Origin of the sequence: Clostridium sp., from assembly GCF_051656525.1 — a bacterium.
In the GTDB taxonomy this organism is placed as follows: domain Bacteria; phylum Bacillota; class Clostridia; order Clostridiales; family Clostridiaceae; genus Clostridium.
This window is the reverse complement of the sequence record NZ_JBOGCC010000086.1, coordinates 1-4,232: the sequence shown is the minus strand read 5'-3', so window position 1 is coordinate 4,232 and position 4,232 is coordinate 1. Positions and strand designations below refer to the sequence as shown.

At 27.1% G+C, this 4,232-nt stretch carries 3 protein-coding genes; all 3 read right to left on the bottom strand.

Annotated elements, in window-relative coordinates; translation table 11 throughout:
• Nucleotides 1-127: 127 nt before the first annotated feature.
• The 3 genes from ACRDDY_RS03135 to ACRDDY_RS03125 all read right to left on the bottom strand — a co-directional run bounded on the left by ACRDDY_RS03135 (nucleotide 128) and on the right by ACRDDY_RS03125 (nucleotide 3,207).
• The gene (locus ACRDDY_RS03135; protein ID WP_438563510.1) at nucleotides 128-370 is read right to left on the bottom strand and encodes a hypothetical protein; all 243 of its coding nucleotides are present in this window, start codon (nucleotides 368-370) and stop codon (nucleotides 128-130) included.
• A gap of 321 nt (nucleotides 371-691) precedes the next feature.
• A complete protein-coding gene (locus ACRDDY_RS03130; protein ID WP_438563509.1) occupies nucleotides 692-2,035 on the bottom strand; it encodes a hypothetical protein in 1,344 nt (447 codons plus the stop codon).
• 242 nt (nucleotides 2,036-2,277) lie between these two features.
• Entirely contained in the window at nucleotides 2,278-3,207 is a 930-nt protein-coding gene (locus ACRDDY_RS03125) for a tyrosine-type recombinase/integrase (RefSeq protein ID WP_438563508.1), read from the bottom strand.
• Nucleotides 3,208-4,232: the final 1,025 nt, after the last annotated feature.

Here is a 4,232-nt window from a genome sequence, read left to right as displayed (position 1 = left end):
TGCTTACCATATTTATTACTCATTTTTTCTCCTTTTAATTTATTAAAAAAAATAGCACCTGCTGGCATAGGTGCTATTTTGAATAATTAACGCTTATCTATATTAAACATTTTTATTATAGCATTTATTATATCCATTTTAATTTTTTTTTAAGCTGATTTATTTTATTTTCTGTATTTTTACTCCGTTGCTCCAACTGATCCTTAAACTTATTTTTATAATTTTCTTTTTCTAACTGCTCTGTGATAAGTAAATTTACTACTTCTGAAACTGTAATACCTTTCTTTTTAGCTAATTTTTTTAAATCTTCTTTTGTCTTACATTCTAATCTTATTGTAATACTAGCATTTTTCTTATTCTCTACACCCATTTTTTAATCCCCTAAAAATTCTCTTAACCCTTATATTCTCTACGTCTTACACAAATCCCTTTTTGTCTTACGTAATTTTTACTGTCCCCAAAAGCCAAAAAATATCCCACTAACCCTAAGACCACCATAAAATTAAGATTGAATAAAATAATATGTTAATTTTTAAGAATATCTAAAATTTTAGAGATTTGAAAATATGCTAGAACCCCCTAAAATAGGGAAGTATGAGTTATAAATAGGCAGTGTTCTACCTAAAGGAAGAACACACACTAATATGTAGAGCATTTTTAATCGCAGTATAAGGTAATAAATACCCTATACTTATTTTAATATATCTCTAACTTTATACTCACTTATCTTTAATATCTTTGCTATTTGTCTATTGCTTAAATTTTCTTTTTTAAATTCTAATACTTTTACCTTTAAATCCTTTAATTCCTGCTGTTTATTAGTTAATCCATTTTTATTTTTTGGATTTCTTCTAATATTATTTCTTCTATATTTCTCTTTTACACTTATTAGAATTAGTAACTCTTTTTGCTCTTCTTCTGTTATATTTAAAAGCTTTATTAAACTAGCATTAGTATAATTGTACCCTTTTAATTTAAACTCTCCATTTTCAAATATTGTTATATCACCATTCTTTACACTTTCTATGTAGGCTTTATAAGCCTTTTCTGCCGATTGAGTAGCCTTTATAACTTCATTTAATGGTAGTGGCTCACTAAACTTTTGGTTAAACTTAAGCATTTTATCAATCGCCTTTTTACAGTTGCCATCAACTAAACAAGAATAATATCTATATAGAAAACACATAAGCTCTCTATATCCATTACACTTTCCATTTCTAATATTCTGTAACCTTTCTATATCTTCTCTTCGTTTCCAGTGCAATTCATACGTATTAAGCCCCTTTTGCCCTGCTGTTATATTTAAAACTTTAGGTTTTCTTTTTCCAGTAGTCTTTGGAACATATTTAAAATATTTTTTCTTTAACTCATCCAGTCTATATATGTTATCGTTAAAATCTAAGATTTTTGCATATGTTTTAGATTTTGTATTATAAGTTGCAGGAAGTCTAAATACCCTTGTAACATCTGTACAGCTTGTATCTATTTTAAATCCTCTATAGTTTAACTTTTCTAATTTTTTAACCATTTGATTTTCTATGTTCTGCCAAAATTTTAATGCTTGTTTTGGTAGATGCTCTAATAATATTATTAATTGTATTCCTCGCCCTGTGCTAACTGTTATGCTAGGCTTAGGAATTAACTTATTATAATAATGCTTTTTTAGGTGCTTTATTAACTCTTGTACCATTTCCGTTGTTACAATGCTATTGTGGTTATCTATGTCTAGATAAAGAGCATTAATTCGTTTAATATTATTTGCATTTCTTACGGGAATATAAAAACTATTTATACTTACATAGCTATCTGTTTTTTGTTTGTGCAAATGTTCTACTGCTCCATTAATCTCTTGTAATTTATAATGCCATTGGTTAAAACCATCTACATTTTTTAATGCTAATGTTATATATCCATCTGTTTGTCCATGTACTTTATCTATAAATTTTATACTTTCCTCTATTTTTTTAGGATTTATAATCCTTAGATCTCTTAAATATTTAATTTCTTTTTCTTCTCTTTTAGCTAAATTGCTCATCTCTTCCTTCTTTCCACGAACTAGCAACTTATCCAAATTCCTATATTTACTTTTAAACTCTTATTTGTTATTATAATAATATAATTAAAAAAGTTTAGAAGTCCTGTAGGACTTTGGCTAAGTTGTAAAAAAAGAGTTCAGACGTCGAAAATTTGAAACTCTTTTTTTTGCGTTATCCGTACATTTTTTATTTTATTTATTCTATTTTAACACAATATACGACGTCTAGTATATTTTTATTTCTAACGCAAACTCCTAACATAGGTTTTCATTAATTCTTCATCACTATCACCTCTTTCTTGCGTATGCCCTAATTGCTCGCTGATGTACTCTCTAGCCTCCATCACAGTCATTCCTGTTTCTCTCACTCTATTAAATGTTTCCTCTGCGTATAACTTACGCACTGCGTGTGTACTTGTCTTTTCGTAGTTCTGCTTTATTCCTAGCTGTTCCATTTTTCTATTTAATTCTTTATTTACGGAACTTGGCTGTATAGGTACTATCCTTTCCTTTGCTCCTAGAACGCTGTTATATAGTCTTTTAGCTACCTCCATTTGCTTTTCTGTTGTAATATCTACTTTTCTAGTTTTTTTCCCCTTACTATCTACTACTTTTACATATCCTTCTTTTATGTTTATATCTCTTTTTTCTAGCTTTACTACTGCACTTACACGTAAACCAAAGTATCTGCCTATATCCAATGCTTTAGATGCATTGGGGTTTACAATCTTTTTAAGATTCTCCCAATCTTTTACTGCCATCTGCTTATCTCTTATTTTTTGTTTATGTTTAATTTTTTCTGGCAATTTTATATCTAGTTTATTGTTTAAGTTATATGTCTTATTAATTAAACGTTGCATTTTATTACTTTTAGACATATACTGCTCCACCGTTGCTTTACTGCAAGTTTTACCTTTAAAATCTAAAAATTCTTGTACGTGCATAGAATTTATATCTTTAACTTTTCTAATTTCTGTATGTTTTACAGACATCCAGTTGGCAAAATTAGCTGTAAAGTCCACAAGATTTTTTCTGTCTGCATAAGAAAAAATTCTAATTCCGTCCATTTTCCCATCTTTTTTTAAGCTGTGCTTGTCCATTCCTTCTTTAAAATTTTGGTTAATTGCATAATATAATTGCTGTTTTATAGACCTACTTTTTACCCTTGCCATGTTTCTTCCTCCTAAATTTTTTAGGTGCTACGCACCTATTTTTTTATATATTTTTTAAGCTTTTTTAGCTAAATAGTATTTTTTATCACTTTATCGCATGATTAATACTGCATTAACTCCGTTAATGCAGACAAGACAAATTAAACTAAAAAAAATTATCAAAGAACGTTGTATCTATTGCTATCACTTGCTTCAGGCTGAACCGGTACAATCACAGAACACAATACAAATTGTAATTTATATAAATCTGTGAGACCTAAATATGGAATTTGCTCCTTCCAGGAGACCAAATTCTTTTTGCAAAAATTTTTGCAAAATAGCTATTAGCATTTTTGCTAATAGCGTTGCTCTAGCAGAAATGCTAAAGCTATTTTTTAAAATTTTATTTTTTTAATTTTAAAAATAATTTTTTATACAGGCTGGCTATTCCAGCAAAATGGGAAATTAAAAATTCTGCTATAAGAATTTACTTATTTTAAAAAATAAGTTCTGTATTTTTTTATCTCTAAAATTTTTTTAATTTTTTGTTTTAATAATTTTTTTATTTTAATTTTATTTTTTTATTTTGTTATAATTTAGGTTTTTAATTTATAAATATAATTTTTTTAATTGCCTACATAAATTAATATGGGACGTTTGCTCCAAAAAGTAATGAACAAACGGTAAACATTTAGTAGCTATTATATTAAATAATTTTATTACTCCTTAGCATCTGCTAATTATTTTTAAATTACATTTTTCTTTTAATGTGAATAAATCATTTTTTTAATTACCTCTCTATTATTAATGTGCTACGCTCCACCTAAAAAGTTTTGAACAACTGGTAAAAAAAATGTAACTAACCCGTAAATGTTATATTTTAAAATAATTATTTTACATTATCACAGCTAATTTATTTTATTTTTTTAGAGAAAAGTTTAGTATTTCTAATTTTTTTTAACACAAAAAAGGCTCACAAACGGCTTAAAACCGTTGTGAACCTCGTGATGTATGTAACTCATTGATTATTATGTTACATCTCTAAT

Coding starts and splice junctions, on each gene's coding strand:
- ACRDDY_RS03135 (WP_438563510.1), bottom strand. CDS start 370: ATGGGTGTAGAGAATAAGAAAAATGCTAGTATTACAATAAGATTAGAA.
- ACRDDY_RS03130 (WP_438563509.1), bottom strand. CDS start 2,035: ATGAGCAATTTAGCTAAAAGAGAAGAAAAAGAAATTAAATATTTAAGA.
- ACRDDY_RS03125 (WP_438563508.1), bottom strand. CDS start 3,207: ATGGCAAGGGTAAAAAGTAGGTCTATAAAACAGCAATTATATTATGCA.